The following is a 25,437-nucleotide window of genomic DNA, read 5'->3' on the forward strand; positions in this document are numbered from 1 at the left end:
CCGCTAGGGCAGCACCGCGATCGCACGGTCGTCCGGGGCCACCGGAGCCGGCAGCCGCGTACTTCCGGTCAACCACTGGTCGACGGCGGCCGCGCAGGCGCGCCCTTCGGCGATCGCCCACACTATCAAGGACTGTCCGCGCCCGGCGTCGCCGGCCACGAAGATGCCCTTCGCGCCGGTCATGTAGCCGCCGTCGCGGGCGACATTCCCGCGCTCGTCGAAGGCCGCGTTGACCTGCGCGCCGAGCCCGGCCTGCTCCGGACCGGTAAAGCCCAGGGACAGGAACACCAGGTCCGCCGGGATCTCCCGCTCGGTGCCGGGCTTGGGCACCCGCCGGCCGTCCGCGAACTCGGTCTCGGCGACCTTCAGCGCCGTGAGCACGCCGTTCTCGCCCACGAACTCCACGGTGGAAGCGAGGTAGGTCCGCTCGCCGCCTTCCTCATGGGCGCTGGCCACTTCGAACAGGTTGGGGAACGTCGGCCAGGGCTGGTGCGCAGCACGCTGGGCCGGCGGCTGCTTGCCAATGGCCAGGGTGGTCACCGAGGCCGCCTGCTGCCGGTGCGCCGTGCCGAGGCAGTCCGCGCCGGTGTCGCCGCCGCCCAGGATCACCACGTGCTTGCCCCGGGCGTCGATCTGGTCCGGGACCGTCTCGCCGGCCACCACCCGGTTGGCCTGCACCAGGTAATCCATGGCGAAGTGCACGCCGGACAGCCCTCGCCCGGGGATCGGCAGGTCCCGTGGCACGGTGGCACCGGTCGCGATCACCACGGCGTCGTAGCGGCGGCGCAGCTGGTCCCAGCTGATGTCCTTGCCGGCCTCGATCCCGGTGCGGAACCGGGTGCCCTCGGCACGCATCTGCTCCAGCCGGCGGTCCAGATAGTGCTTCTCCATTTTGAAGTCGGGAATGCCGTAGCGCAGCAAGCCGCCCACCTTGTCGTCGCGCTCGTACACCGCGACCGTATGGCCGGCCCGCGTCAGCTGCTGCGCCGTCGCCAGCCCTGCGGGACCGGATCCGACGACGGCGATCGTGTGCCCGGTCAACCGCTCCGGCGCGTGCGGAGTCACCCAGCCCTGGTCGAAGGCTTCCTCGATGATGGAGACTTCCACCTGCTTGATGGTCACCGCCGGCTGGTTGATGCCCAGCACACAGGCAGCCTCGCACGGCGCCGGGCACAGCCGGCCGGTGAATTCCGGGAAGTTGTTGGTGGCGTGCAGCCGCTCAATCGCTTCCTGGTCCTTGCCGCGCCAGGTCAGGTCGTTCCACTCCGGGACCAGGTTGGCCAGCGGGCAGCCCTGGTGGCAGAACGGGATGCCGCAGTCCATGCAGCGGCCGGCCTGGCTGCGGAGCACGCCCTTCTCCTGCGCTTCGTAGACTTCCTTCCAGTCCATGATCCGCACGGGGACAGGACGGCGGGGCTGGGTCTGGCGCTCCCGCACCTTCATAAATCCGCGTGGGTCAGCCACCGGTTACCTCCAGGATTCGGGTCCAGACAACGTCGCCGTCGGGGTCCAGCCCTTCGGCTTCGGCGTTCGCCCGGGCTTGCAGCACCGCCGCGTAGTCGCGCGGCAGCACCTTAGTGATGCGGGTCAGGGTGTCTTCGAGGTCCTCGAGCAGGCGCGCGCCCAGCAGGGAGCCGGTTTCCTCCGCATGCTTCTTGAGCAGGGCCGCAATGATCCCTTCGTCCACCGGGTCCGGCCGCAGCAGTTGCAGTTCGCCGTTGTCGGTGCTCTGCGTGTTCAGCCGGCTCGGGTCCAGGTCCAGCACGTAGGCCACGCCGCCGGACATGCCGGCGCCGAAGTTGCGGCCGGTCCGGCCCAGGACCAGGGCCAGTCCCCCGGTCATGTACTCGCAGCCGTGGTCGCCGATTCCTTCGACGACGGCGGTGGCGCCCGAGTTGCGCACCAGGAACCGCTCGCCGACCTGGCCGCGCAGGAACATCTCCCCGCTGGTGGCGCCGTAACCAATGACGTTGCCCGCGATCACGTTGCGTTCGGACGCGAACGTGTTGGCCCGGTCCGGCCGGACGATGATCCGGCCGCCGGAGAGTCCCTTGCCGACATAGTCGTTCGAGTCGCCGAGCAGCCGCAGGGTGATGCCGGCCGGGAGGAAGGCGCCCAGCGACTGTCCGGCCTGGCCCGTCAGGGTCACGTCGATGGTGTCGTCCGCCAGGGTCTCGATGCCGAAACGCTTGGTCACTTCGTGGCCGAGCATCGTTCCCACGGACCGGTCGGTGTTGATCACGTCCAGGCTGATCCGCACCGGTTCGCGGTGGGTCAGCGCGTCGGAGCTCATGGCGATCAGCTGGTTGTCGAAGTGCTTGTCCAGTTCGTGGTTCTGCGTGGTCATGTTGCGCAGCGGGACGTCGGAGTCGGTGCCGTAGCCGCGCAGGATCGGTGCCAGGTCCAGGCCGTCGGCCTTCCAGTGGTCGACCGCTTCGCGGGTGTCCAGCAGCTCCGCGTGGCCGATGGCTTCTGCGAGGCTGCGATAGCCCAGTCCGGCCAGCAGCTCGCGCACTTCCTCCGCAATGAACTCGAAGAAGTTCACCACGAACTCGGGCTTGCCGGTGAAGCGGCGGCGGAGTTCCGGGTTCTGCGTGGCAACCCCCACCGGGCAGGTGTCCAGGTGGCAGACGCGCATCATGATGCAGCCGGAGACCACCAGCGGCGCGGTCGCGAAGCCGAATTCCTCGCCGCCCAGCAGCGCCGCGACCACCACGTCGCGGCCGCTCTTCAACTGCCCGTCCACCTGCACCACCACCCGGTCCCGCAGGCCGTTGAGGATCAGCGTCTGCTGCGTCTCGGCCAGCCCCAGTTCCCAAGGCGCGCCGGCATGCTTGAGCGAGTTCAGCGGGCTGGCCCCGGTGCCGCCATCGTGCCCCGAGACGAGGACGACGTCGGCCTTCGCCTTGGTCACGCCTGCCGCCACGGTGCCGATCCCGACTTCGGACACCAGCTTCACGTGCACGCGTGCCGAGGGGTTGGAACGCTTCAGGTCGTAGATCAGCTGCGCCAGGTCCTCGATCGAGTAGATGTCGTGGTGCGGCGGCGGCGAGATCAGGCCGACGCCCGGCGTGGAATGCCGGGTCCGGGCCACCCAGGGGTAGACCTTCTGGCTCATCAGCTGGCCGCCCTCGCCGGGCTTGGCTCCCTGGGCCATCTTGATCTGGAGGTCCTCGGCGTTGGTCAGGTACAGGCTGGTGACGCCGAACCGGCCGGACGCCACCTGCTTGATGGCCGACCGGCGCTCCGGATCCAGCAGCCGGTCGACGTCCTCGCCGCCCTCGCCGGTGTTCGATTTCCCGCCCAGCCGGTTCATGGCGATGGCCAGCGTCTCGTGCGCCTCCTGCGAGATGGAGCCGTAGCTCATGGCCCCCGTGGAGAAACGCTTGACGATGCTGGAGACCGGTTCGACCTCCTCCAGCGGCACGGGCGGGCGGGCGCCGGTCTTGAACTTCAACAGGCCGCGCAGCGTCATCAGGTCCTTGGCCTGGTCGTCCACGCCGCGGGTGTAGGCCTTGAACACGTCGTAGCGCCGTTCGCGGGTGGCATGCTGCAGCCGGAACACCGTCTCCGGGTTGAACAGATGCGGCGGTCCTTCACGGCGCCACTGATACTCGCCGCCGTTCTCGAGGGTCCGGTGGGGTTCTTCGATCCCGTCGGAGGGGTAGGCCTGGGCGTGCCGGGCCGCGGCTTCCGCGGCGATGACCTCCAGGCCGACGCCGCCGAGCTGCGACATGGTTCCGGCGAAGTACTGGTCCACCAGGGACTGGGCGAGTCCGATCGCTTCGAACGTCTGGGCGCCGCAGTAGGAGGCGACGGTGGAAATGCCCATCTTGGACATGATCTTCAGCACGCCCTTGCCCAGGCCCTTGATCAGGTTCTGCACGGCCTGGGCTTCGCTGACGCCCTGGATGTCGCCGTTGCGCACCAGTTCCTCGCAGCTTTCCATCGCCAGATACGGATTCACGGCGGAAGCGCCGTACCCGATGAGAACGGCGACGTGGTGAACCTCCCGCACGTCGCCGGCTTCCACCAGCAGCGAGATCTTGGTCCGGTTGGCGCTCTTGAGCAGGTGGTGGTGCACGGCGCTGGTCAGCAGCAGCGACGGGATCGGCGCCCACTGGGCGTTCGAGTCCCGGTCCGAGAGCACGATGAACTTCACGCCGCGGTTGACGGCGCCGGAAACCTTTTCGCAGATTTCCTGCAGCCGGGCAGCCAACTCGGCGGCGCCGCCGTCGGGCCGGTAGAGACCGCCCACCTTCAGCGTGAGGCGGTTGCCCTCCTCGTCTGCCATCGCGGCGATCTTGGCCAGTTCGTCGTTGTTGACCACGGGGAAGTTCAGCGCCACCTGGGTGGTGCGCACCTGGCCGGTGGCCAGGAGGTTGCCGTCGGGACCGATGGACGAGCGCAGCGACGTCACCAGTTCTTCGCGGATGGCATCCAGCGGAGGGTTGGTCACCTGCGCGAAGGACTGCACGAAGTAGTCGAACAGCAGCCGCGGGCGCTTGGACAACACGGCGATCGGGGTGTCGGTGCCCATGGCCCCCAGCGGTTCGGCGCCGGTGCGGGCCATCGGGCCCAGCAGGATCCGCAGTTCTTCCTGCGTGTAGCCGAAGGTCCGCTGGCGGAGGTTCACCGACGCGGCGGTGTGCACCACGTGCTCGCGCTCGGGCAGGTCCTCGAGCCGGATCATGTTTTCCTTGAGCCATTCGCCCCAGGGGTTGGCCGCCGCGACGTCGGCCTTGATCTCCTCGTCCTCGACCAGCCGGCCGGCCTCGGTGTCCACCAGGAACATCTTTCCCGGCGAGACCCGGCCCTTCCTGACCACCTTTGCCGGTTCGATGTTGACGACGCCGACCTCCGACGCCAGCACGACCAGCCCGTCCTCCGTGACCCAGTAGCGGGCCGGGCGCAGGCCGTTGCGGTCGAGCACGGCGCCAACGAGCGTGCCATCGGTGAAGGAAACGGCCGCGGGGCCGTCCCACGGCTCCATCAGCATGGAGTGGTACTGATAGAAAGCACGCCGCTCCGGATCCATCGTGGCGTGGTTCTCCCACGCCTCGGGAATCATCATCATGATCGCGTGCGTAATCGGGCGGCCGGAGAGCATCAGCAGTTCGGCGACTTCGTCAAAAGAGGCGGAGTCGGAGGCGCCGGGCGTGCAGATCGGGAAGAGCTCTTCGGGCGTGTCACCCAGCAGGGAGCCTTTCAGCTGCGACTGGCGGGCCCGCATCCAGTTGCGGTTGCCCTTGACGGTGTTGATCTCGCCGTTGTGCGCAATGGTGCGGAACGGCTGGGCCAGCGGCCACGAGGGGAAGGTGTTGGTGGAGAAGCGGGAGTGGACAATACCCAGTTTCGTCTTGAAGCGGGGGTCGGAGAGGTCCGGGTAGAAGGGTTCCAGCTGCGCGGTGGTCAGCATTCCCTTGTAGACGATGGTCTTCGACGACAGCGACGGGAAGTACACCCCGTACTTGTTTTGCGCGCGCTTGCGGACGCGGAAAACGCGGGCATCCACATCGCTGCTGCCGGCATCGGCCGGGTCGAGGCCCAGGAACACCTGGGCGAAGTGGGGCATGCAGGACCGCGCCATGGCGCCGACCAGTTCGGCGACCACCGGGACGTCGCGCCAGCCGAGGACCTGCAGGCCTTCGGAGGCGGCGATGGATTCCACGCCGTCCCGCGCCGCCGCCGCTTCAGACTCGTCGCTGGGCAGGAAAGCGGTCCCGGCGGCATACCGGCCGGGCGCCGGGAGTTCGAAGCCCACCACCGCCCGGAAGAATTCATCGGGGATCTGGGTGAGCAACCCGGCGCCGTCGCCGGTTCCTTCATCGGCGCCGACGGCGCCGCGGTGTTCCAGATTGCGCAGCGCCGTCAGCGCCGCGTCGACGATGTGGTGGCCCGGCTCGCCCCGCAGGGTGGCAATCACGGCGAGGCCGCAGGCGTCCTTTTCGTGGGCGGGATCGTACAGCCCGGTCTTTTCCGGGTAGGCGGCGAAACGACTGAACGGCGAGGGCACTGTGGTGTGCCGGCGCCCATGTCCGCCGCCGAGGCTGCGCGGGGTACCGGACCCCTTGAACGGAGGAGTCATCTGAACTTCCTTCTCCTGGATGTAGGTGAGAAGGGGACGGCGCTGGCCCCGCCCGGGCGGCTTGCTGGGAAGCCGGCCCGTGATGCACCGGGATTCTATGGCCAGCTCACCCCGCACAGCGTATTCGGTGTCCAAGGGGTCGGATGGGGGCCGCCAGGGTGAACTGTGCGGTCAATCGGCCACGGCCGCCGGGACCGCACTGGGTGGTGCGCCTTGTCCGGCGGAGAATCCACGTCAGTGTGGTCGGTACGCCGCATGCCTGCGCCCGGTCGGTGGTCCGGGAGGTGCGTACTGATCGTTCGGCCCGCCCATCAGGGTCGGACCGGCCGCGGAACGAGTCTGTTCTGCGGTAGAGCGACGATAGCACGGCAGGCACCTTGCAACACAGGCTTTTCGGGTTTTTTACCGACCGCTTTCCGGATTGTTATCGGCAGCCCGGAGCGCACGAAGCCGCCGGAACGTAGGGATGCGACGTTCCGGCGGCTGCGCGGGGAAACTAGTTCCGGGGGCGGTTGTTGTCCGCCGTGGGCGGGTCGTTCTCGGCGGCGGCATCGGCGGGCGCTGCAGGCTGCCCGGCTTCCTCGGCTGCCGGCGCATTGTCCGGGGTCGGCTCCGTGTCCTTTGACCCCGGCTCAACGTCCTTGCCGGCCGGCGCCGCGCCCTGTGGGGCACGTTCCCCGGCCTTCGGGTCCGGCGTCCCGCCCTTCGGGTCGGGCGTCCCGGCAGGGGTTTCCCCCTTCTCCCCCGCGATTACGGAAGATCCGGCTCCCGCAGCGCGCGGACCGCCGTCGTGCTTGGAGGCGTTCCCCTGCAGGACCGTTGTCTGCTCGGATTCCGCCGCCGCGACGCTGGACGGCTCCCGGCCCGGCAGGTACAGGGAGTCGGTTTCCGCGGTGCGAGGGCGGCGCGACAGCACAATGAAAATGACGACGGCGGCGACCAGGAGCAGCAGCGACGTCCAGACGTTCAGCCGCTGGGTGATGCCGAAGATGGTGACCATCTCGGCATCGTCGATGCGCAGCATTTCGATCCAGACCCGGCCGAGGGTGTAGAACGCGACGTACAGCCAGAACAGCATGCCGCGGCGGAACTTGAAGCGCCTGTCCAAAAGCAGCAGCAGGGCCACCCCGGCCAGGTTCCAGAGCGACTCGTAGAGGAAGGTGGGGTGGAACAAGGTGCCCGGTTCCGCGTCGGCCGGGAAGTTGGGGTTGTCGGCGTCGATCTCCAGCCCCCAGGGCAGCGTGGTGGGTGCGCCGAACAGCTCCTGGTTAAACCAGTTGCCCCAGCGCCCAATGGCTTGGGCGAGCAGCACCCCGGGGGCGGCGGCATCCATGAAGGCCGGCAGCTTGATGCCGGCCCGGCGGCACGCGATCCACGCGCCAACCAGGCCGAGTGCCACGGCACCCCAGATGCCCAGCCCGCCGCGCCAGATCTGCGGGATGAGGCTCAGGTCCCCGTTCGGTCCGAAGTAGGCGTCGGGCGATGAGAAGACGTGATACAGGCGGCCGCCAACAATGCCGAACGGGATGGCCCAGATGGCTGCATCCCAGATGAACTCCTCCGACCCGCCGCGGGCCTTCCAGCGGCGGTGGGTGAGCCAGATTGCCGCGACGATGCCCAGCAGGATGCACAGGGCATAGGCGTGGATGGTGAGCGGGCCGATGCTGAATCCGGACCAGCCGGGGCTGGGGATGGATGCCGGTACGGCCGTTGCAATAGTCGTGCTGTACACCAGGTGAGTCCTCTTGGCCGGAGTTTGCGGGTCGGGCGCGGGCAAGCGGCGGACCGCTGGCCACCGCTTATTCTGTCAGGCCCGGGCTGTGCCTTCGCTCAGCCGCGCCGCGAGCTTGCCGAGTGCAGGCACACCGGAGCTGCCGAGTTCGGCCACCAGCGCGGTGCCCACGATGGCGCCCTCGGCATAGGCGCCGATCTCGCGCACGTGCTCGGGACTGGAAACCCCCAGCCCAACGCAGACCCGCTCGGCTCCGGCCTCATGCGCCGAGCGGACCACACGCTCGGCGGCGTTGGACACACTCTCGCGGGCGCCGGTGACGCCCATGATCGATACCGCGTAGACAAAACCGCGGCTGGCCTTGACCGTCATCGCCATCCGCTCCGGAGAGGACGACGGTGCGACCAGGAACACGCGGTCCAGCCCGTACTTGTCCGAAGCCTCGAACCATTCGGCCGCCTCGTCCGGAATCAAGTCCGGCGTGATCAGCCCGGCGCCGCCGGCCTCGGCCAACCGGCGGGAGAACTCGTCGACGCCCATCCGCATGACCGGATTCCAGTACGTCATCACCAGGACGGCGGCATCGCAGCGCGCGGTGATCCCGGCGACGATGTCGAACACCTGGCTGACCCGGAAGCCGTTCTTCAGCGCCTGGACCGTGGCGGCCTGGATGACCGCGCCGTCCATCACCGGATCCGAGTACGGAATGCCGATTTCAATGACATCGGCACCATTCTCCGCCAGCGCGACGGCGGCGTCGATGGTGGTCTGGACGTCCGGGTATCCTGCGGGCAGATAGCCGACCAGTGCGGTCCGGCCGTCGGCCAGGGCCCTGTCGATGGCCGCGGCGGACTTGCTGGCGATGGCGGTGTTGTTCACAGCTGCTCTCCTTCGGAACCGATGCTTGCTTCGGGTGATTCCTCCGGAAGCAAGCCGAACCACTCGGCGGCGGTAGCGACGTCCTTGTCGCCGCGGCCCGAAAGGCTGACGACGATGATGACGTCCTGCGGATTGTCCCGGCCCTCGGTCAGGCGCTTGCCCACCCGCAGCGCTCCGGCCAGGGCGTGCGACGATTCGATCGCCGGGATGATGCCCTCGGTGCGGCACAGCAGCCGGAAAGCATCCATCGCTTCGCTGTCGGTGACCGGTTCGTAGCTGGCCCGGCCGATGTCCGACAGGTAGGAATGCTCCGGTCCGACGCCGGGGTAGTCCAGCCCTGCCGATATTGAATGCGACTCGATGGTTTGCCCGTCCTCATCCTGCATGAGGTAGGAGCGCGCGCCGTGCAGGACTCCGGGCCGGCCCAGCGTGATGGTGGCGGCATGGCGGCCGGTGGCGACGCCGTCGCCGCCGGCTTCAAAGCCGTAGAGCGCGACGTTCCGGTCGTCCAGGAAGCCGTGGAAGATGCCGATGGCGTTCGAACCGCCCCCGATGCAGGCGCAGACGGCATCCGGCAGCCGGCCGGTCTGGTCCAGGATCTGGGCGCGGGCTTCCTCGCCGATGACTTCATGGAAGTAGCGGACGAGCGCCGGGAAGGGGTGGGCACCGGCAGCGGTTCCGAGCAGGTAGTGGGTGTTGTGCACATTGGCCACCCAGTCGCGCAGGGCTTCGTTGATGGCGTCCTTGAGCGTCTGCGACCCGGCGGTGACGGGCACGACGGTGGCTCCGAGCAGTTCCATCCGGGCCACGTTCAGGGCCTGCCGGCGGGTGTCTTCGGCGCCCATGTAGACCACGCATTCCAGGCCGAGCAGCGCGGCGGCGGTGGCGCTGGCCACGCCGTGCTGGCCGGCACCGGTCTCCGCAATGATGCGGGTCTTGCCCATCCGCTGAGCGAGCAGGGCCTGGCCCAGCACGTTGTTGATCTTGTGTGAGCCGGTATGGTTCAGGTCCTCGCGCTTGAGGAAGATCCGGGCGCCGCCCGCATGCTGCGAGAAGCGCTTGGCTTCGGTCAGCAGCGAGGGCCGGCCCGAATAGTTCTTGTTCAGCTCGGCCACCTGGGCGGTGAATTCGGGATCCGCCTTGGCCTTTTCGAAGGTGTCTTCCAGTTCGTCCAGCGCAGCAATCAGGGATTCCGGCATCCAGCGCCCGCCGAAGGCACCGAAATAGGGACCGGGGGCATGGCGGAGGCTGTCTCCGGCCAGGAAGGCATCGGCGGCTTCCTGGGTGTTTCCGGGCTCCGCCGGGGTATCGGGGCTCTGCGTCATGGCCGTCCTGTCTGTTACTGGAGGCAGGACGCGGAGCCGCAGATGGCCCCTGTCTGCCCCTCTAAGGATTCTTAAGTTGTCTGGCCGGCGGGCTCAGCGGCGCGCGGCAATGGCCTCGGCGCCCGCCGCGCCGAATTCGGCAACGGCCGCTTCCGGATCACCGGTGATGACCAGCGCTTCGCCCACCAAGACGGCGTTGGCGCCCTGGGTGGCGTAGTCACGCACATCGTCCGCTCCGCGGACTCCCGACTCGGCCACCACCACGGCACTGGAGGGAATCCGGCCTGCCAACCCGGCGAACACCGAACGGTCCACGTCCAGGGTCTTCAGGTTGCGGACGTTCACGCCGATGATGCGTGCGTCGACGGCGACGGCCCGGTCGATCTCCTCGGCGGTATGTGTCTCCACCAAGGCCTCCATGCCCAGTTCGTGGGTCAGCGCCAGCAAGGCCTTCAGCCTGTCGTCGTCCAAGGCGGCGACGATCAGCAGCACCAGGTCCGCGCCGTGGGCGCGTGCCTCGAATATCTGGTATTCCTCGACGTTGAAGTCCTTGCGCAGCAGCGGCACGTCCACCGCGGCGCGCACGGCGTCGAAATCCGCCAGCGAGCCGTTGAACCGGCGCTGCTCCGTCAACACACTGATGACCGCAGCGCCGCCGCGTTCGTAACCGGCCGCCAGTTGGGCCGGGTCGCTGATGGAAGCCAGGTCGCCTTTGGAGGGGCTCTTGCGCTTGACCTCGGCGATCACCTTGAGCGCGGTCCTCGGCGAATCGTTTCCGCCGAGGGCTGCGTAGGCATCACGGGGAGCCGGCGCGCCGGCGGCCAGCCGCTGGATCTGCGCCAAGGGAACCTGGGCGCGCCGGGACTCGAGGTCTTCGCGGACTCCAACGATGATGTCGTCGAGAACGGTCACGCTCAGTGTCCGCTGCCCTGGATCTTGCTGCCGTCCACGCCGTAGCCGACCTTCTTCATGATCCCGCCGACGATCAGGCCGAGGAAGACGACTGCCATTCCGGCCCAGAAGACCACCGACGAGGCCATGGCGAAGCCGATGCCTGCCACAATGGAGCCCGCGATCATGATGAGCACGCAGGTCCAGGCGGCCGGGCTGTTCCCGTGGCCGATGACCTCGTCGTGGATGCTGCCTGCCGGGTCCGTCTTCATCGCGGTTTCGGTGGCGGTGGCCTGGTTGCCCATGGTGTATCTCCCTCTAAAAACGGTTCTGCTACTTCATTCTGCCATTGTTTGCGGGCTCTGCAGGCCAGTGTGACACGGCTGCCGGCTGCCCTCGTTCCCGGTGCGGGCCGCGGCCGGCGGTTCAGTCCGTCGGGTCCTTGCCCCGGCTGAGCTGGTCCCAGCTGTCGATTTCGTCGACGCTGCCGGCCCTGTCGGATGGCATTCCGTCGGCCTGCCGCTCGGTCGCCGGCACATACTTCTTCGACGCGGCCCAGGACCGTCCGGCCACCATCAGCCAGACGGCCGTCAGCAAGAGCAGGACGCCGGCCACGGCCCCCAGGTACGGGAAAACCGTGATGTCGACGGCGGCCTCTCCCCCGATCTGCCCGGTCGCCTCACCGATGGCCGCCGAAGCCGCCCCGGCCGGGTTGGCGACCACGGTAAAGCTGGCGGCGGAGATGCCGATGCCGGCCGCCGCCAGCAGCACGGCGATCACGATGCGGGCGATCCGGCCGGCGATGGAAGCGGCCAACGCGGCGGCCAGTGCCACCAGCGCCAGGGCTGTTACCGCGGTGGCGGCATCGCTGCCAGCCACGCTCACGTCGGGGGTCTGCACCCGGGTTCCCGGGAACCGGGCCGTGAGCCAGGTTTGCGTCGTGGTGCCAAAGGCGGCCAACGAGATCACGACGGCGGCAAGCACCACGGTGCCCTTGCGCTGCCAACGCGCGGGGGCCGGCCGCCGCTCCGGTTCCGCGTCCCGCGCCGGGGAGGTGTTCTCGTCGTTCATTGCTGCCCCTTGACCGGTACGTGTGCCGGATTGGCCGGATGGAGCCGTGCCGCCAGGGTCACCGCCCGCAGCGGCGCCGCCGCCTTGTTCACGGTTTCCAACGCCTCGGCCTCCGGCTGCGAGTCGGCCACGATCCCGCCGCCGGACTGGACGTAGGCAACGCCGCCGCGCAGCAGCGCCGAGCGGATGGCGATGGCCATGTCCATGTCCCCGGCAAAGTCCAGGTAGCCCACAACGCCGCCGTAAATGCCCCGGCGGTGCGGTTCCAGTTCGTCCAACAGCCTCAGGGCGCGGGGCTTGGGCGCGCCGGAGAGCGTACCTGCCGGGAACGTCGCGGCCAGCACGTCGTAGGCGGTCTTATCCGGGGAGAGCCGGCCAACCACGGTGGAGACCAGATGCATGATGTGGCTGAACTTCTCCACCTCCATGAACTGCGTGACGTCGACGCTGCCTGGTTTGCAGACCTTGGAGATGTCGTTGCGGGCCAGGTCCACGAGCATCAGGTGCTCGGCGCGTTCCTTTTTGTCCGCCAGCAACTCCTCGGCCAGTTCCTTGTCATGCTCCACGCTGTGCCCGCGGGGCCTGGAACCGGCGATCGGGTGCGTAATGACCTCGTCGCCGGTCACGGTGACCAGCGCCTCCGGGGAGGATCCCACGATCGAGTAGCCCACGCCGTCGGAATCTTCCAGGCTGAACAGGTACATGTAGGGGCTGGGATTGAGGTTCCGCAGCACGCGGTAGACGTCGAGAGCCTCGGCTGAGCATTCGGTCTCGAACCGGCGCGAGATCACGACCTGGAACACTTCGCCGTCGACGATTGCTTCCTTGCCGCGATCCACGGCCGCCAGATACTTCTCCCGGGCCCAGCTGTGGGTGACGCTGTTCATCAGGTCCGCGGTTTCCAGCGCGGCGTCTTCCAGCACCGACACCTGCTGCGCCAGCGGTTCGGCGAGTTGGGCCAGCAGGTGCTTGGCGCGTTTGACGGCGTCCAGCCACGCCTCGTCCACGCGCTCGTCGCGGTTGTCGAAGTTGATGGCATTGGCGATCAACGTGACCGTGCCTTCGGCGTTGTCGTGCACGGCCAGGTCGGTGACCAGGTTCATGGCCAGCTCGGGCAGGTTCAGGTCGTCTTCGGGCGGGGACGTCAGCCTCTCCCAGTGCCGCACGGCCTCCCAGCCGACGAAGCCCACCAGCCCGGAAGTCAGCGGCGGCAGCGAATCGAACCGTTCGGTCCGCAGCGCCTCCACGGTCGCGCGCAACGCCTCCACCGGGTTGCCCGCGCGCGGCACGCCCACCGGCGGCTCCCCCAGCCAGTGCGCCTGGCCGTCCCTGGTCGTCAGCGTGGCCCGCGAGTTGGCACCAATGAAGGAATAGCGGGACCAGACGCCGCCGACGGCGGCCGACTCCAGCAGGAAGGTTCCCGGCCGGGAATCCGCCAACTTGCGGTAAATGGAAATGGGAGTCTGGTCATCGGCGAGCACCTTGATGGAGACCGGGATGACCCTGCGGTCGCGCGCAAGCGCACGGAATTCCTCCAGGCTGGGGCTGATGACGCCAAGGTCCTGCATGCGTTAACTGTCTTTCGCTTCAGTGGCTGATACTGCGGTGGTCGTGGGGCCCGTTCCGGTGCCGGACGCTCCGGCGCCGCCGCCCGGTTCGGCGCCGTCGCCGGCGATGGCGTCGAGGCCGCGGCCGTCAAAGCAGGTGCGGGTGCCGGTGTGGCAGGCGGCGCCGACCTGGTCCACCCGGACCAGCAGGGCGTCGCCGTCGCAGTCCAGAGCCACGGACTTCACGTACTGCACGTGGCCGGAGGTGTCGCCCTTGCGCCAGTATTCCCGGCGCGAGCGCGAATAGAAGGTCACACGGCCGCTGGTCAAGGTGCGGTGCAGCGCCTCGTCGTCCATCCAGCCCAGCATCAGCACTTCACCGGAATCGAACTGCTGGACGACCGCGGCCACCAGGCCCGCGGAGTCGCGCTTGAGCCGCCCGGCGACGGCGGGGTCAAGGGCCGTTGCGCCGGCAGCGGACGGCATTGTATTCGGGGAATCAGACTCGGAAGGCATCGCTACAAGTCTAGTGCCAAGTCCCGGAGGCTCCCGCCCGCGCCAGGACGGCGTGCACGGACCCATTTACCGGCCCCAGGCGCCTTCTTCGTGCTAGGTTCATGATGATGCATTTCGTAAATCCGTCCCGTGAAGTCCTGGCCGAGACCTTGCTGGCTGCCGGGCCGGATTCACCCACCCTGTGCGAGGGGTGGAGGACCGCAGAACTGGCCGCCCACCTGTACATCCGGGAGCACCGTGTGGGTGCCGCCCTCGGCCTGGCCTTCAAGCCCCTCGCCAGGGTCTCGGACGAGGCCACCCGGAAGGTGGCGGACAAAGCCCGGGAACCGGCCGGCTATGCCAAGCTGGTGGAAGCCTTCCGCGCCGGACCACCGGCCCTGTCCCCGTTCAGGGTGCCGGGAGTGGACAGGGTGGCCAATCTGGTTGAATTCTTCGTCCACACCGAAGACGTCCGGCGGGCTACCGACCGTTGGGCTCCGCGGGCGCTGGACGAGGACTATTCGTCGGCGCTGTGGGACGAACTCATCAGGCGCGCGGCACTGCTGTACCGCGGAGTGGACCTGGGCATCGTGCTGGTGCGGCCGGACGGCCCGCGGCATGTGGCTAAACGGGCGCCGGTCTCGGTGGCAATCGTCGGAGAACCGGGCGAACTGCTGATGCATGCGTCCGGCCGGGCCAAGCATGCCCTGGTCACGTTCGAGGGCCAGGACGATGCCGTGGCGCTGCTGGACAGCGCCGAAATCGGCCTCTGAGCTTCCGTTTCCCCGGCTCCGGGCCTCAACGGACCGGGTAGCCCGCGTCCCGGATCGCCTGCTTGACCTGGGCGATGGCGTCGTCCGGCCCGAAGTGGAAGACCGATGCGGCCAGCACTGCGTCGGCCCCCGCGGCGACGGCCGGCGGGAAATGCGCGGGCTTGCCGGCGCCGCCGGAAGCAATCAGCGGGACCTTCACCGCGGCCCGTACCGCCCGGATCATCTCCAGGTCGAAACCGTCCTTGGTCCCGTCGGCGTCGATGGAGTTGAGCAGCAACTCCCCCACCCCGCGGTCGGCCGCCTCGCGTGCCCACTGCACCGCGTCGATCCCCGTACCCTTGCGGCCGCCGTGCGTGGTTACTTCGTATCCGGAAGCCACCGAGGGATCCCCGGTCCGGCGTGCGTCCAGCGAGAGCACCAGCACCTGGGAGCCAAAATGGCGGGTGATCTCGTCGATCACGTCGGGCCGGGCGACCGCGGCGGTATTGATGGCGGCTTTATCCGCCCCGTAGCGCAGCAGTTTGTCGACGTCGGCGACCTCGCGCACGCCGCCGCCCACGGTCAGCGGAATGAAGACTTCCTCGGCGGTGCGGGCCACGACGTCGAACGTCGTTTCGCGGTTGCCGGAGGAGGCGGTGACGTCCAGGAAGGTCAGCTCGTCGGCTCCGGCACGGTCGTACCGGTGCGCCAGTTCCACCGGGTCACCGGCGTCGCGCAGGCCTTCGAAATTAACCCCCTTGACCACGCGCCCGGCGTCAACGTCCAGGCAGGGGATCACACGGATGGCAACAGTCATGGCTTACTCCAGGGCGGTCAGATGCGGCAGGCGTGGATGGTGCTGACCAGGATGGCCCGGGCGCCGAGATCGTAGAGCTCGTCCATGATGCGGTTGGTCTGGTTGCGGCGGACCATCGAGCGCACGGCCACCCAGCCGGTATCGCGCAGCGGCGAGATGGTGGGTGACTCCAGCCCCGGGGTCAGCGCCGCGGCGGCGTCCACGAGGTCCTTGCGGATGTCGTAGTCCATCATGACGTACTCGCGGGCAACAATGACGCCGCGCAGCCGGCGCATCAGCACGTCCAGTCCGTTGGGCGAGGTCTCCCCGCGGCCGATCAGCACGGCCTCGGACTTCAGGATGGGGTCGCCGAAGATCTCCATCCCGGCGGCCCGGAGCGTGTTGCCGGTCTCCACCACGTCGGCGATCGCGTCGGCCACGCCAAGGCGCACGGAGGACTCGACCGCGCCGTCCAGCCGGACGACGGAGGCGTCGATGCCGTGCTCGGCCAGGTAGCTGCGCAGCAGCCCGTCATAGCTGGTGGCCAGGCGCTTGCCGCTCAGTTGCCCGGCACTGCTGAACTCGCCGACCGGGCCGGCGAACCGGAACGTGGACGCCGCGAAGCCCAGGTTCATCAGCTCGACGGCTTCCACCTGTGCATCCAGGAACAGGTCACGGCCGGTGATGCCCACGTCCAGGGTGCCCGAGCCTACGTAGACGGCGATGTCGCGCGGACGCAGGAAGAAGAACTCAATATCGTTGTCCGCATCGGTCATGACCAGTTCGCGGCTGTCGCGGCGCTGGAGGTAGCCCGCCTCGCCCAGCATGGCGGAGGCGGCTTCGGACAGGGAACCTTTATTGGGAACAGCTACACGCAGCATGTGGAGTCTTTCTGGAATCGTCGCGGCCGCAGGGCCGCGCAAGTGTGGAATCGGCCTGGGTCTGGGCGGGGCGCCGGCTCGGGCGGCGTCCCGCTACAGATGCTTGTAGACGTCTTCCAGCCGCAGGCCCTTGGCGATCATCAGGACCTGCAGGTGGTAGAGCAGCTGGGAGATCTCCTCTGCGGCGGCTTCGTCGGATTCGTGTTCGGCTGCCATCCAGACTTCGGCGGCCTCTTCGACGACCTTCTTCCCGATTCCGTGGATGCCGGAATCCAGCTCGGCTACCGTACGGGAGCCCTCCGGGCGCCGCTGCGCCTTTTCGCTCAGTTCCGCAAACAGGGATTCGAAGGATTTCACGCCCTTTAGACTACGTCAGGAGCGCATAAGGGCGGCAAACCGCCGTTCCCATTGTGACGAATGCCTCCGGGGCCGCGCGGCGGTCCGGCCTCAGGCGCGGCGCCGCGCGGCGGCCCGGCCTCAGACGCCGAGGCCCCGGAGCGTGGCCGCGGTCGCCAGGGCGGCGGTAACCGCTTCGTGGCCCTTGTCCTCCTTGGAGCCCGCCAGGCCGGCGCGGTCCAGGCCTTGCTGCTCCGTGTCGCAGGTGAGCACCCCGAAGCCCACCGGCTTGCCGGTCTGCACGCTGACGCTCGTCAGGCCCTCGGTGGCGGCCTGGCAGACGTACTCGAAGTGCGGCGTTCCGCCGCGGATCACGACGCCGAGCGCCACCACGGCGTCATAGTGCGGTGCCAGCCGGGCGGCGGCGACGGGCAGCTCGAAGGCCCCGGGCACCCGGACCAGGGCCGGTTCCCCGATCCCCGCCTCCGTTGCCGCCCGCAGCGCGCCGTCGACCAGCCCGTCCATGATCTCGGTGTGCCAACTGGCGGCGACTATCGCGAGCCTTAGCGCGCCAGTCTCCGCCTGCAGGCCGGTGATGTCGATAGTGGGTGCTCCGTGTCCGCTCATGTTCTTCCTTCGTGAAACTCTCGTCGGTGTCTCGTCGGTGGTTAGTGGTGGATGCTGTGCCGGGCGCAGGCGTCAGCTCTGCTGCACCGGTGTTGTCTGCAGGACGGCCAGCCGGTGGTCCATGCGGTCCCGCTTGGTCTCCAGGTAGCGGCGGTTCTGCTCCCGGTAGGGGACTTCGGCGGCCACCATCTCGACCACGTCGATTCCCAGGGCTGCCAGCATGCTGCTCTTGGCCGGATTGTTGCTCAGCAGCCTGATGGCGCCGATGCCCATCGCCTGCAGGATGGCGGCCGCGGCGGAGTAATCCCGCGCGTCCACGGGCAGGCCCAGTTGCTCATTGGCCTCCACCGTATCCGCGCCGGCTTCCTGCAGCGCGTAGGCCCGCATCTTGTTGGCCAGCCCGATGCCGCGCCCCTCCTGCCCGCGCAGGTACAGGACCGTCCCGCCGTGCTCGCCGATCATGGCCAGCGCCTGTTCCAATTGCTCGCCGCAGTCGCAGCGGTAGGAGGCGAACACATCGCCGGTCAGGCATTCGGAGTGCAGCCGGACCAGCGGTGCGGCCGCCGGCCGGACCTGGGAGGTGATGCTCAGGTGCTCCACGCCGGTGGCGGCATCGGTCCAGGCCCGGGCCGTGAAGCTGCCGAAGGCGGTGGGCAGCTGGACCGCGGGCCCGCCCTCGACCGTGGCGGCCGGAGTCTTTTCGCGGATGTCCTTACCGTCCATGGTTCGCCGCCTTCGGCAGGCCGGCGGCGTCCGGGCGCCCGGCCAGGTGGTTCGCGAGGTCCTCGATCGACACCAGCGGGCAGCCGTGCTCGTCGGCAAATGCACGCAGCGCCGGCAAACGCATCATGTCCCCTTCATCGTGCACGAGTTCTGCGATCACTCCCACCGGGGCACGCCCGCCCAACCGGCACAGGTCCACGGCCGCTTCGGTATGTCCGCGCCGCGCGAGCACGCCGCCGTCGACCGCCCGCAGCGGGAAGACATGGCCGGGCCGGGTCAGGTCGGCGGCGGTGCTGTCCGCTGCCGCGAGCACCGCGGCGGTGCGGGCCCGGTCCGCGGAACTGATGCCGGTGGTCACGCCGTCGGCGGCGTCGCAGGACACCGTGTAGGCAGTCCCCTTGGCGTCCTGGTTGACCTCGACCATGGGCGGCAGCCCCAGTTCGTCGGCCCGTGCCGCCGGCAGGGGCACGCAGATGACGCCCGAGGTATAGCGGATGGTCCAGCCCATCAGTTCAGGGGTGGCGGCGTCGGCGGCGAAGATGATGTCGCCTTCGTTTTCCCGGTCCTCGTCATCAACGACGACGACGGGGCGGCCGGCGGCGACCGCCGCCACCGCGGCATCGATCGTGTCGAGCGCGATCCGCGGCTCCACCGCGGCGCTCATGCCCCGGCTCCGGTGGTGAACGCCAGGAGCCGCTCGGCGTACTTGGCGAGGACGTCCACTTCCAGGTTGACCCTGTCTCCGGGCTGCTTCGCCCCCAGCCCGGTGTCGGCCAGCGTGGTGGGAATCAGGCCGACTTCGAAGAACTGGGTCGCGGCACCGGCGTCGCTGACGTTCGTGACCGTCAGCGAGACACCGTCGACGGCAATGGATCCCTTCTCCGCGATGTAACGGGCCAGCTCCACGGGAACGGTGAAACGCAGCCGCTCCCAGTCGCCCAGGTTCTCGCGTTCGGCCAGCGTGCCGACCCCGTCCACGTGCCCCTGGACCACGTGTCCGTCCAGCCGTCCGCCGGCCGGGACGCAGCGCTCCAGGTTGACTGTCTGCCCCGGCTGCAGCGATCCGGTGGTGGTGCGCGTGAGCGTCTCCCCCATCACGTCCACGCTGACCCGGCTGCCGTCCAGCGCGACTGCGGTCAGGCACACGCCGTTGACGGCGATCGAGCCGCCGAGTCCGAGGCCGGCGGCCGTTGCTGGTGCGGTGAAGGTCAGCACAGCACTGTCGGTGGCTGGACTCAGGTCCAGCGATTCAACGCGTCCTTGTTCCACGATGATTCCGGTAAACATTCATTTGCCTTTCTGGATGCCGTGGGACGGCAGGGGTTCTAAGTGCAGGCGCAGATCCGCGCCCAAGGTTCGGGTGCTGCCGCCGGCCGTGTCCCAACGCCAGCGGCCGGCCTCGGCCAGTGTCCCGATGCCGAGGTCGGCTACGGCACGCGTGCCGGCGCCGAGCATCAGGGGTGCCAGGTAGAGCACGAGCTCGTCGACCAGGTCGGCGCGCAGGAAAGCCGAGGCGACGGTGGCTCCGCCCTCGATCATGGCGTGGCCGACGCCGCGCCGTGCCAGTTCGGCCAATACTTCGGCCGGGTCGTGGGTGGCCAGTTGCAGGAAGCGGCCATCGGTGCCGCGGACGGCGGCGTCTGCAGGGACCTTCCGGCGCCCCATCACCACGCGCAGCGGCTGGCCGGGGGTCTCGTGTCCGGCCTGGTCGCGGGCGGTGAGCCGCGGGTTGTCGGCGGCGATGGTTCCGTTGCCGGCGATGATGGCGTCTGCGCGGGAGCGGATGCCGTGGCTGTCCGCCCGGGCCTCCTCCCCCGTGATCCACTGGCTGGTGCCGTCCGCTGCGGCAATCAGCCCGTCCACCGTCTGCGCGACGTGCAGCGTGGTGAACGGCCGGGCTTCCCGCCGGGACTGGACCCAGCGATGGTTCAGGTCCAGTGCCTGCTCGCGCAACAGCCCCGTGCGCACGGCGACGCCGGCCTCGGCCAGCCGCTGCGCCCCGCCGGCGGCCACCTCGGTGGGGTCGGCCGTGGCGTAGACCAGCGAGCGGATGCCCGCGTCCAGGATGGCACCAGAGCAGGGGCCGGTGCGGCCGCGGTGGTTGCACGGTTCCAGGGTGACCAGCATGGTGCAGTCGGCCAGGTCCGCGGCGCGCTCCCGGGCCACGTTCGCCAGCGCATCGACTTCCGCGTGGGGTGTGCCGGCGCCCCGGTGGTACCCGATGCTGACCACTTCACCCCGCGGGTCGATGATGACGGCGCCCACGAGGGGATTTGCTCCGCGCACGCCCTGCCGCGCGGCGTCCAGCGCCAACTCCATGGCGCGCTGCTCCGGCGTCGAAAAACTGCGGGCCGTGCCAACCGCCGCCTGGCCCGTCACGCCTGTACCTGCTCGTCGGCCGGGCGGCCGATCCGCGGATCGGGATGCAAAGTTTCGACCCCGGGCTTGGCCTGTGCGTTGGCCCGCCACCAGACAAAGAAACCAACCAGCGTGAAGCCGCCGTAGAAGAGGTACATGAAGGCGCTGGCGTAGTAGCCGGCGCTGAACAGCAGCGGCACACCCACAATGTCCACCGCCACCCAGATCAGCCAGAACTCGACCCAGCCGCGCGCCATGCCGTAGGTGGCCAGCAATGAACCCACGAAGGTCCAGGCGTCCGCCCAGACCGGCTCGTAGGAGCCGAGCGCCGCGAACACCGGGGTCAGGGCGACGGTGCCCAGGAGCAAGGCGGCGATCAGGCCGAGGCGCGCCTTGCCGCTGGCCCACTGCGGCGTGATGGCGTGGCCCCCGCCGCTGCGTGCGGAACGCCAGCGCCTCCAGCCGTAAACGGCCACGGCGATGAACATGACCTGCCGGCCCGCCTGGCCCAGCAGGTTGGCGGTATTGGCGGAGCCGAAGAGCGACCCGAGGAAGACGGTCAGCAGCAGCACGTTGCCGATGATGCCGATGGGCCAGGCCCACACCTTCCGGCGCATACCGCCGAGCGCGCTGAGCAGGCCGAAGACGTTGCCCAGAACTTCGCGCAGCAGCAGGGCGCTGCCGGCTACGGGAATCTGGGCTTCAAAGAGCCACCGCAGAAAATCCATGCCGTTCCTTTCGAGCCGCGGCGGCTCCGGGGAACGACAGAGCGGAAGATCCGGGGCCTTCCGGGCCAACGGTCATCGACCGTACCCGGTGGCCCCATGGCTGCCACCTGTACGTGCTTCTCCCATCCAGACTTTAACTGTCGGTACCGGAATTCCACCGGTTCAACCGCTGCGTGAAGTTCCGGGTGGAACTCTCGGCAGCGGGTCGCGGACTATAACCGCCGGTTCGGACTTACACCGACCCCGGAGCACGTTGTGTTTGCGTAACTATGCTCTCACAACTGCCCCGTGACACGTTCCATTCCCGTCACAACCTGTAACACCGGTCACAGGAGCCTCAGGAGGTGGGTTGCCGGCTGGCCGCGGCCCGCAGCGAAGCGATGGCCTGCTCCGGATCGGCCTTGCCGTACACGGCGGACCCGGCGACGAAGACGGTGGCACCGGCCTCGGCGGCCCGCACGATGGTTTCTTCGGTGACGCCCCCGTCCACCTGGATCGCTACCGGCAGCCCGGAACCCGCCACCGCGTGGGCGGCCTTGCGGATCTTGGGCAGCGTGACGTCCAGGAAAGACTGCCCGCCGAAGCCCGGCTCGACCGTCATGATCAGCAGGAGGTCCATCTCCGGCAGCAAATCCAAATAGGGCTCGACGGCGGTGGCCGGCTTCAGCGCCATGCCCGCCTTGGCACCGCGGGACCTCAGCTCCCTGGCCAGCCGGACCGGAGCCGCCGCCGCTTCCACATGGAAAGTCACCGATTCAATCCCGGACTCAGCATAGGCCGGCGCCCAGCGGTCGGGATCGGCGATCATCAGGTGCGCGTCCAGGGGCAGGGGGCTGACTTCCCGGATCCGCTGCACCACCGGCAGCCCGATGGTCAGGTTCGGCACGAAATGGTTGTCCATCACGTCCACGTGCACGGCATCGGCGGTACTAATGCGCCGCAGTTCGGCTTCGAGGTTGACGAAATCGGCCGAGAGGATGCTGGGGTTGATGCAGCACTGTGCCATCGGATGCTTGCCTGCCTGTCTGTGTGTGTCGAGGAGTGTGGGAACCGGTGTTGACCTAGTTGGTTCGGCGCAGCAGCGCCATGAACATGGCATCGGTGCCGTGCCGGTGCGGCCACAGCTGCGCGGTCGTTCCGCCGGACCGGCCCACCGCGTCGCCGCCCGGCTGCCCTGCTTCCAGCTGCCCCGGGAGACTGACCCCGTCGAGGACGGAGGACGTATCCAGCAGCTCCAGCCCGGGGTTGCGGCGCAGCAGGTCGGCGACCACCGCCGTCGTCTCCGCCGGATGCGGGGAGCACGTGACGTAGGCGATCAGGCCGCCCGGCCTGGCGGCGGCAACGGCCGCGGCGAGCAGTTCGCGCTGCAGGGGACCCAACTGGGCCACGTCGGAAGGCTTCCGGCGCCACCGCGATTCCGGGCGGCGGCGCAGGGCTCCCAACCCGGTGCAGGGGGCGTCCACCATGATCCGGTCGAACTGCCCGGCATACAGATCACCCAGCTCGCGGCCGTCTCCGGTACGGATCTCCCACACGTCGGCCGGGATCGGGGCCAAGGCCTTTCGGACCAACTCGGCGCGGTGTTCGGCCACCTCGTTGGCCAGCAGGGTGGCGCCCTGTTCGGCGGCCAGCGCGCCCAGCAGGGCGGCCTTGCCGCCGGGGCCGGCGCACAGATCCAGCCAGCGCTCGCCCGGCTTTACCGGCGCGGCGGCGGCCAGTGCCCGCGCCACGAGTTGGGAACCGGCGTCCTGGACGCGGGTGGTTCCCGCCCGGACGCTGGCCAGCCGGCCGAGATCGCCGCCGGCATACAGGGCGGAGCCTTCGACCAGTTCCCCCCGCTCGGCGCCGGCGTCGAACGCCTCGTCCAGCGTGCCCAGCCCCGGCAGCGCCACCAGGTTCACGACCGGCGCGGCGTTGTCGGCCGCCAGCAGGTCTTCCAGTTCGTCCACGCCGCGGCCGTGCCCGGCCAGGGACTGCCGCAGGGCCCGCACCACCCATTCCGGGTGGCTGTGTTCCAACGCCGCCGCCTTGACCGGGTCGGTCTCCCCGGCGGTCAGCTCGGCGGTCCAGCCCGGGAGGTCCCGGGCGGTGACCTTGCGCAGGACGGCGTTGATCAGCGAGCCGGGGCCCGCGCCAATCACCGCGCGCGCCAGGCTGACCGTCTGGTCCAGGGCGGCATGGGCCGGCACCCGCATGGCCAGCAGCTGGTGGGCGCCGAGGCGGAGCGCATCGAGGATGGCGGGGTCCAGCTGGTCCAGCGGCCGGTCCACGCAGCGGGCCAGGATGGCATCGTAGGTGCCCAGGCCGCGCAGGGCCCCGTAGGCCAGCTCGGTGGCGAAGCCGGCATCGCGCTTGTCCAGCCGGTGTTTGCGGATGCTCGCCGGCAGCACCAGGTTCGCATACGCGTCGTCCCGTTCCACCGCGCGCAGCACCTCAAAGGCCGCCAGCCGTGCCGGATCCGCCGTCCTCGTCCGCTGCGACGGAGCCGACCGGGAGTACTGCCTGGTGCCGCCGCGGTTGCGCTCCCGCCCCGCAGCATCCCGACGGCCGGCTCCCTGGCCGCCGCCACCCTGGCGTCCGCTGTTCCGGCTGCCTTCATTCCGGCCGCTCATTCGAAGTGCACATCCTCACGCTGCCCAAGCCCGCGGGCCCAATCTGCTGCATCCATCATTTTCTTGCCCGCCGGCTGGACCCTGTCCAGCTCCACGGCGTGGGAACCGGTGCCCACAAGCGCCGACGCCGACGAGCCGCCCGCCAGCCTGACGGCCCCCGGCGGCAGATCGCGGTGCTCCGGCCGCAGGCGTACCGGGCCCAGCTTGAAGCGCTGCCCGTCGAGCATGGTCCAGGCGCCGGGCTCGGGGGTGACACCGTTGATGCGGCGGCGGATGGCCAGCGCTGGCTGCCGCCAGTCGATGTGGCCGTCCTCCAAGGACAGCTTGGGCGCAAGACTGACGTCGCCGGACTGCGCCACCGCCGCTGCCGTGCCCGCGCCGACGGCTGCCAGCGTTTGGGACAGCAGCACCGCGCCGCTGCGCGAGAGCCGTTCCAGCACCTCGCCGCTGGTCTCCGCAGGGCCCAACGCCTCGGTCAGGGTGCCGTACACCGGGCCCGTATCCAGCCCCTTCTCCAGCTGGAAGGTGGAGGCGCCGACGACGTCGTCACCGTTGATGACGGCGTGCTGCACCGGCGCGGCGCCGCGCCAGGCGGGCAAGAGCGAGAAGTGCAGGTTGATCCAGCCATGTTCGGGTATGCCGAGCGCAGCTTCGGGGACGAGGCCGCCGTAGGCCACGATGGCCGCCACATCCGGAGCGGCTGCCCGGATGGCATCGGCCGCTGCCGGACCGATCCGGTTGGCCCGGATCACCGGCACGCCCAGTTCCGCGGCGCGGGCCGCCACCGGCGAGGCGGTCAGGACGCGTTTGCGCCCCACCGGCGCGTCTTCCCGGGTGAGCACGGCCACGATCTCGAAGCCATCCTCGACGAGCCGGTCGAGGGACGGCACTGCCACGCCGGGAGTGCCGGCGAATAGGACCCGCAAGCGCCTGCCGCCGTCCGTCATGCCAGCGGCTGCCCGAAGGAACCGGCACCCGCCGAAGCCGGTCCCCGGCTGAAGCCGGAGCCGACGTGGGCGGCGCGCTGGGCCTGCGTCTCGCCGGCCACGCCGTTATAACCGGCGTTGCGGATGGACCGCAGCGCGTTCTTCCGGTCCTCGCCGGTGAGGTGGTCGATGTAGAGGATGCCGTCCAGATGGTCGGCCTCATGCTGGAAACAGCGGGCCAGCATGCCTTCGCCCTCGTACTCCACGGGGTTGCCGTGCATGTCCTGGCCGGTCACCCGCGTCCAGCGGCGGCGGCGCACCGGGTAGCCCAGCGCGGGGATGGACAGGCACCCTTCGGCGGCGTCGTCCTGGAAGTCGTCGCTGAGCTCGAGCACCGGATTGACCACGTGGCCGCGCTTGCCGTCCACGCGGAAGGTAAAAACGCGCAGGCTCACGCCAACCTGCGGGGCCGCCAGCCCGGCGCCGTCGACGTCCTCCATGGTTTCGTCCATGTCCGCCACCAGCTTGGCCAGCTCCGGCCCGAACCCGGTGACCGTTTCCGCCTTGGTCCGCAGCACGGGGTCGCCGATAATCCGGATGCTCAGGATCGCCATGTAGTTCTTGTCCTCACTGTTGCCGCTTCGGGTACTGCCGTTGGTTCCGGTCCAGT

Annotated in this window: 24 protein-coding genes and 1 riboswitch; of the genes, 1 reads left to right on the forward strand and 23 read right to left on the reverse strand. The window is 69.2% G+C overall.

Features of this window, described 5'->3' with window-relative positions; genetic code table 11:
* Window positions 1-3: 3 nt before the first annotated feature.
* The 10 genes from AC5RUK_RS03890 to hisI form a co-directional block, all read right to left on the reverse strand.
* On the reverse strand, window positions 4-1,464 hold the full coding sequence (locus AC5RUK_RS03890) for a glutamate synthase subunit beta (RefSeq protein ID WP_494151425.1): 1,461 nt from the start codon (window positions 1,462-1,464) through the stop codon (window positions 4-6).
* Entirely contained in the window at window positions 1,457-6,088 is a 4,632-nt protein-coding gene (gene gltB, locus AC5RUK_RS03895; RefSeq protein WP_494108762.1) for a glutamate synthase large subunit, read from the reverse strand. The genes AC5RUK_RS03890 and gltB overlap by 8 nt, the downstream gene beginning before the upstream one ends.
* Before the next feature lie 496 nt (window positions 6,089-6,584).
* Window positions 6,585-7,820 carry a prolipoprotein diacylglyceryl transferase gene (gene lgt, locus AC5RUK_RS03900; RefSeq protein ID WP_494151426.1) on the reverse strand — a complete coding sequence of 412 codons (1,236 nt, stop codon included), beginning with the start codon at window positions 7,818-7,820 and terminating at the stop codon, window positions 6,585-6,587.
* A gap of 75 nt (window positions 7,821-7,895) precedes the next feature.
* The gene (trpA, locus tag AC5RUK_RS03905; protein ID WP_493987358.1) at window positions 7,896-8,699 is read right to left on the reverse strand and encodes a tryptophan synthase subunit alpha; all 804 of its coding nucleotides are present in this window, start codon (window positions 8,697-8,699) and stop codon (window positions 7,896-7,898) included.
* Window positions 8,696-10,024, reverse strand: a complete 1,329-nt coding sequence (gene trpB / locus AC5RUK_RS03910; protein WP_494151427.1) for a tryptophan synthase subunit beta — start codon at window positions 10,022-10,024, stop codon at window positions 8,696-8,698. The genes trpA and trpB overlap by 4 nt, the downstream gene beginning before the upstream one ends.
* A 93-nt stretch (window positions 10,025-10,117) precedes the next feature.
* Window positions 10,118-10,936 carry an indole-3-glycerol phosphate synthase TrpC gene (gene trpC, locus AC5RUK_RS03915; protein ID WP_494108759.1) on the reverse strand — a complete coding sequence of 273 codons (819 nt, stop codon included), beginning with the start codon at window positions 10,934-10,936 and terminating at the stop codon, window positions 10,118-10,120.
* A gap of 2 nt (window positions 10,937-10,938) precedes the next feature.
* Complete coding sequence (locus AC5RUK_RS03920; RefSeq protein ID WP_493987361.1) at window positions 10,939-11,220, reverse strand: HGxxPAAW family protein; 282 nt, start codon at window positions 11,218-11,220, stop codon at window positions 10,939-10,941.
* A gap of 121 nt (window positions 11,221-11,341) precedes the next feature.
* A complete protein-coding gene (locus AC5RUK_RS03925; protein ID WP_494151428.1) occupies window positions 11,342-11,986 on the reverse strand; it encodes a Trp biosynthesis-associated membrane protein in 645 nt (214 codons plus the stop codon).
* Window positions 11,983-13,554, reverse strand: coding sequence for an anthranilate synthase component I (locus AC5RUK_RS03930; RefSeq protein ID WP_493987363.1), 1,572 nt, complete (start codon window positions 13,552-13,554; stop codon window positions 11,983-11,985). The genes AC5RUK_RS03925 and AC5RUK_RS03930 overlap by 4 nt, the downstream gene beginning before the upstream one ends.
* A 3-nt stretch (window positions 13,555-13,557) precedes the next feature.
* Window positions 13,558-14,019 carry a phosphoribosyl-AMP cyclohydrolase gene (gene hisI, locus AC5RUK_RS03935; RefSeq protein WP_494151537.1) on the reverse strand — a complete coding sequence of 154 codons (462 nt, stop codon included), beginning with the start codon at window positions 14,017-14,019 and terminating at the stop codon, window positions 13,558-13,560.
* 137 nt (window positions 14,020-14,156) lie between these two features.
* Here hisI and AC5RUK_RS03940 point away from each other — a divergent pair, with 137 nt between their 5' ends.
* Window positions 14,157-14,801: a TIGR03085 family metal-binding protein gene (locus tag AC5RUK_RS03940; protein WP_494151538.1), complete on the forward strand. Its 645-nt coding sequence runs from the start codon at window positions 14,157-14,159 to the stop codon at window positions 14,799-14,801.
* Between the two features lie 25 nt (window positions 14,802-14,826).
* On the opposite strand, the gene hisF is transcribed toward AC5RUK_RS03940, so the two are convergent.
* The 13 genes from hisF to def form a co-directional block, all read right to left on the reverse strand.
* Window positions 14,827-15,597: an imidazole glycerol phosphate synthase subunit HisF gene (gene hisF / locus AC5RUK_RS03945; RefSeq protein WP_494151429.1), complete on the reverse strand. Its 771-nt coding sequence runs from the start codon at window positions 15,595-15,597 to the stop codon at window positions 14,827-14,829.
* Window positions 15,598-15,614: 17 nt separating this feature from the next.
* Window positions 15,615-16,457, reverse strand: a complete 843-nt coding sequence (gene hisG / locus AC5RUK_RS03950) for an ATP phosphoribosyltransferase (RefSeq protein ID WP_494151430.1) — start codon at window positions 16,455-16,457, stop codon at window positions 15,615-15,617.
* A gap of 93 nt (window positions 16,458-16,550) precedes the next feature.
* Entirely contained in the window at window positions 16,551-16,814 is a 264-nt protein-coding gene (locus AC5RUK_RS03955) for a phosphoribosyl-ATP diphosphatase (protein WP_493987366.1), read from the reverse strand.
* Window positions 16,815-16,934: 120 nt separating this feature from the next.
* Complete coding sequence (ribH, locus tag AC5RUK_RS03960) at window positions 16,935-17,420, reverse strand: 6,7-dimethyl-8-ribityllumazine synthase (protein ID WP_494151431.1); 486 nt, start codon at window positions 17,418-17,420, stop codon at window positions 16,935-16,937.
* Window positions 17,421-17,492: 72 nt separating this feature from the next.
* Window positions 17,493-18,143: a GTP cyclohydrolase II gene (gene ribA / locus AC5RUK_RS03965; protein ID WP_493987368.1), complete on the reverse strand. Its 651-nt coding sequence runs from the start codon at window positions 18,141-18,143 to the stop codon at window positions 17,493-17,495.
* Complete coding sequence (ribB, locus tag AC5RUK_RS03970; protein WP_494151432.1) at window positions 18,133-18,807, reverse strand: 3,4-dihydroxy-2-butanone-4-phosphate synthase; 675 nt, start codon at window positions 18,805-18,807, stop codon at window positions 18,133-18,135. The genes ribA and ribB overlap by 11 nt, the downstream gene beginning before the upstream one ends.
* A complete protein-coding gene (locus AC5RUK_RS03975) occupies window positions 18,804-19,430 on the reverse strand; it encodes a riboflavin synthase (protein WP_494151433.1) in 627 nt (208 codons plus the stop codon). Before AC5RUK_RS03975 ends, ribB begins: the two co-directional genes overlap by 4 nt.
* The gene (ribD, locus tag AC5RUK_RS03980) at window positions 19,431-20,522 is read right to left on the reverse strand and encodes a bifunctional diaminohydroxyphosphoribosylaminopyrimidine deaminase/5-amino-6-(5-phosphoribosylamino)uracil reductase RibD (protein WP_494108757.1); all 1,092 of its coding nucleotides are present in this window, start codon (window positions 20,520-20,522) and stop codon (window positions 19,431-19,433) included.
* A complete protein-coding gene (pnuC, locus tag AC5RUK_RS03985; protein WP_494108756.1) occupies window positions 20,519-21,229 on the reverse strand; it encodes a nicotinamide riboside transporter PnuC in 711 nt (236 codons plus the stop codon). Before pnuC ends, ribD begins: the two co-directional genes overlap by 4 nt.
* A 110-nt stretch (window positions 21,230-21,339) precedes the next feature.
* A riboswitch (FMN riboswitch) is annotated at window positions 21,340-21,484 on the reverse strand.
* An 82-nt stretch (window positions 21,485-21,566) separates the two neighbouring features.
* Window positions 21,567-22,235, reverse strand: a complete 669-nt coding sequence (gene rpe / locus AC5RUK_RS03990) for a ribulose-phosphate 3-epimerase (protein WP_494108755.1) — start codon at window positions 22,233-22,235, stop codon at window positions 21,567-21,569.
* A gap of 55 nt (window positions 22,236-22,290) precedes the next feature.
* On the reverse strand, window positions 22,291-23,841 hold the full coding sequence (locus AC5RUK_RS03995; RefSeq protein WP_494151434.1) for an RsmB/NOP family class I SAM-dependent RNA methyltransferase: 1,551 nt from the start codon (window positions 23,839-23,841) through the stop codon (window positions 22,291-22,293).
* Window positions 23,838-24,767, reverse strand: a complete 930-nt coding sequence (locus AC5RUK_RS04000) for a methionyl-tRNA formyltransferase (protein WP_494151435.1) — start codon at window positions 24,765-24,767, stop codon at window positions 23,838-23,840. The genes AC5RUK_RS03995 and AC5RUK_RS04000 overlap by 4 nt, the downstream gene beginning before the upstream one ends.
* Window positions 24,768-24,784: 17 nt before the next feature.
* Window positions 24,785-25,381, reverse strand: coding sequence for a peptide deformylase (gene def / locus AC5RUK_RS04005; protein WP_494151436.1), 597 nt, complete (start codon window positions 25,379-25,381; stop codon window positions 24,785-24,787).
* Window positions 25,382-25,437 lie beyond the last annotated feature (56 nt).

The sequence above is a fragment of the Arthrobacter sp. Y3223065 genome (assembly GCF_059090885.1).

Bases quoted from the DNA above. Each gene is read 5' to 3' on its own strand.
- hisI (WP_494151537.1), bottom strand. From the start codon at position 14,019: ATGCCGTCCGCTGCCGGCGCAACGGCCCTTGACCCCGCCGTCGCCGGG.
- AC5RUK_RS03995 (WP_494151434.1), bottom strand. From the start codon at position 23,841: ATGAGCGGCCGGAATGAAGGCAGCCGGAACAGCGGACGCCAGGGTGGC.
- AC5RUK_RS03975 (WP_494151433.1), bottom strand. From the start codon at position 19,430: ATGTTTACCGGAATCATCGTGGAACAAGGACGCGTTGAATCGCTGGAC.
- gltB (WP_494108762.1), bottom strand. From the start codon at position 6,088: ATGACTCCTCCGTTCAAGGGGTCCGGTACCCCGCGCAGCCTCGGCGGC.
- trpB (WP_494151427.1), bottom strand. From the start codon at position 10,024: ATGACGCAGAGCCCCGATACCCCGGCGGAGCCCGGAAACACCCAGGAA.
- AC5RUK_RS03940 (WP_494151538.1), top strand. From the start codon at position 14,157: ATGCATTTCGTAAATCCGTCCCGTGAAGTCCTGGCCGAGACCTTGCTG.
- AC5RUK_RS03930 (WP_493987363.1), bottom strand. From the start codon at position 13,554: ATGCAGGACCTTGGCGTCATCAGCCCCAGCCTGGAGGAATTCCGTGCG.
- pnuC (WP_494108756.1), bottom strand. From the start codon at position 21,229: ATGGATTTTCTGCGGTGGCTCTTTGAAGCCCAGATTCCCGTAGCCGGC.
- hisF (WP_494151429.1), bottom strand. From the start codon at position 15,597: ATGACTGTTGCCATCCGTGTGATCCCCTGCCTGGACGTTGACGCCGGG.
- AC5RUK_RS03920 (WP_493987361.1), bottom strand. From the start codon at position 11,220: ATGGGCAACCAGGCCACCGCCACCGAAACCGCGATGAAGACGGACCCG.
- hisG (WP_494151430.1), bottom strand. From the start codon at position 16,457: ATGCTGCGTGTAGCTGTTCCCAATAAAGGTTCCCTGTCCGAAGCCGCC.
- ribH (WP_494151431.1), bottom strand. From the start codon at position 17,420: ATGAGCGGACACGGAGCACCCACTATCGACATCACCGGCCTGCAGGCG.
- ribB (WP_494151432.1), bottom strand. From the start codon at position 18,807: ATGAGCGCCGCGGTGGAGCCGCGGATCGCGCTCGACACGATCGATGCC.
- ribA (WP_493987368.1), bottom strand. From the start codon at position 18,143: ATGGACGGTAAGGACATCCGCGAAAAGACTCCGGCCGCCACGGTCGAG.
- rpe (WP_494108755.1), bottom strand. From the start codon at position 22,235: ATGGCACAGTGCTGCATCAACCCCAGCATCCTCTCGGCCGATTTCGTC.
- def (WP_494151436.1), bottom strand. From the start codon at position 25,381: ATGGCGATCCTGAGCATCCGGATTATCGGCGACCCCGTGCTGCGGACC.
- AC5RUK_RS03925 (WP_494151428.1), bottom strand. From the start codon at position 11,986: ATGAACGACGAGAACACCTCCCCGGCGCGGGACGCGGAACCGGAGCGG.